2 protein-coding genes are annotated in these 2,125 nt (G+C 40.2%); one reads left to right on the forward strand and one right to left on the reverse strand.

The window, feature by feature from the left end:
- Positions 1 to 268 precede the first annotated feature (268 nt).
- The gene (locus tag FD12_RS06695; protein WP_054749121.1) at positions 269 to 991 is read right to left on the reverse strand and encodes a hypothetical protein; all 723 of its coding nucleotides are present in this window, start codon (positions 989 to 991) and stop codon (positions 269 to 271) included.
- Between the two features lie 233 nt (positions 992 to 1,224).
- On the opposite strand from FD12_RS06695, the gene FD12_RS06700 reads away from it, so the two are divergent.
- Positions 1,225 to 1,968, forward strand: coding sequence for a hypothetical protein (locus FD12_RS06700; protein WP_054749122.1), 744 nt, complete (start codon positions 1,225 to 1,227; stop codon positions 1,966 to 1,968).
- The last annotated feature ends 157 nt before the right edge of the window (positions 1,969 to 2,125 follow it).

A 2,125-nucleotide genomic window follows, 5' to 3' on the forward strand; every position in this document is an offset into this window, starting at 1 on the left:
GAAAACCTACATTTCTTTCTGCCGAAAACCTACATTTTTAAACTGCCCTTGACACCAACAGAGATTATTCAAGTAATCGCGAAAAAATGACCCACAAAAGACTTGCAAATCATTCACATTAACCACAATCATTCAATTAGGAGAAACCATTAAGCATCTTTTCTTTGAAGCATGCATAATAAATAAAATGGTGATCACCATTTCTGGTCGATCACCACTATTAAGTAATATCCAAGTTACAATAAATCGCAAATTGCTTCAATAACCACTAAAGATTATCCACAGCTTCGGACAATTGACTAGCGAGATTATTTGCTGCATCGCTCCAGTTGTCCCTATCGCCGCTTTGTTCAGCCTGAGTATACGCACCATATAAGGCACTCAACTTTGCATTAGTTGTTGAATTAAATCTACCAGCAAATAATTGATAGGCAGCACCAACACATTCGATGTTACCAGTGCCATCAGAAATATATTGCATATCTCTAATCACAGGTGACAAATAATCATATGCATGTGCAGGAGTAATTCCTGAAAAATCTTGAAGCAGATCATTTTGAGCATCCGAGGTTGTTGTCCTGACAATCTGAAGCATCGCTTTAATATCTGCCTTCTGTTTTGTATAACTGGGCTTCTTGCTTAGGTTCCCCTTCCAGATCCAGCCTTTAACACGTCCGTTACTGTTCTTAACATAATAATAAACGGCAGTATTGCCATTCGTCTTGCGAACAGTTGCTGACTTGGTTGCGTAAAAGGTTGTTCTTAGATAACTGCTGGCATTATGCGCCTTCTTCGTTAACTTCGCAGTTGTAAATATGTACCCACCATTAGCATTATAGGCGGTTTTCTTAATTCCTGAAGACTTCAAAACTTTTGCCGTCCGGCCCTTTGCTGATGCCACACTACTATTTGAGATCGTTGAACTTGCACCTGTCGCCACCCCAAAAGTAACTACTGCCAATCCTACCATCATGAATTTCGGATATTTCATTATTCTGTTTTCCTCCAAATATATAAAATTATGATATCCCCACAACGTAAGCATCAAAAAATGCTTATGATCTTAGTTTACCACTACCAATTCACTATGGCCGATATATATTTATAAATCTATTAGTAAAAAATGTTAGTTAATATAGTTGACCCCAGGTCGTTCTTTATGTATTGTTAATGAGGCAAATAATACATGCCATTAGTGCCTAATTATTTAGGGGGAATTAAACAATGAAGTTCAGTGACCATTTAACGCCGGCGGGCCGCCGATCCCATCCGGTAACCATCGATACTAGCCAGATCAAGCACCACCATATCCGCACGCACCAAAAGAGTCACCACATCCACTGGGAATCCGTGCTGATGTTAATCAGTCTCACCAACAAAAAGCACAAGACAATCGTTGTCGATAGCCGACAAGGATTATTCGCTGTTCCTGAAACGACCAATCAGCTTTTCAACGCAGTGAAACAAAAGCAACGGGTTTTACCGCCGAATAGTTTTCGCCGGATGCCAATTCACGCAGGGGTTACTGAATATATCCCGTTCATCTTTGGTCAATTGCGATTTACACCTTTAAAGAAGACAGAAACGGGAGATCAAATTTGGATTGCAGCTAGCAAAGTTGAAAATCACGAAATCATCAGTTCAACCGATAATGCATTAAAAGTTTGGTTCAAAAAGTGTGAGGAACCTCTGATCATTCCAACGTCATTCTATTTTCTTAACACCAGATTAAAAGAAATCGATGATGTCTGGGATTACCAAATGTCAATGCGTGCCAATATTAGGATTGCACTTGGAAAGAAAGCCAACGTCCGCTATAGTCAATATCTGTTATCCAAATTTCCAAATAGTCCGCTGGATTTAATACTGGATTCGAACCGAATTGCGATCAAAGAGACCATGAAATACTATTGCATCGATATTGATGATGCAATAGTCGAAGCCATTCTGAAGAAGTCAATTCAGTAGCACCCCACAACCACGCCTTATCATTTCGAGTTACACGGAGTGATAACTTTTTGCTTTTCAACGCGCGGCCGCTACGCAGCCGGCGGAAAACCCAAACCCGCAGAAATCATTATTTGTAGGCTTAGCTGCTTTAGGCTTCGTCGCTGTCGCAGGTTCT

Source organism: Lentilactobacillus rapi DSM 19907 = JCM 15042 (genome assembly GCF_001436255.1).
GTDB lineage: Bacteria > Bacillota > Bacilli > Lactobacillales > Lactobacillaceae > Lentilactobacillus > Lentilactobacillus rapi.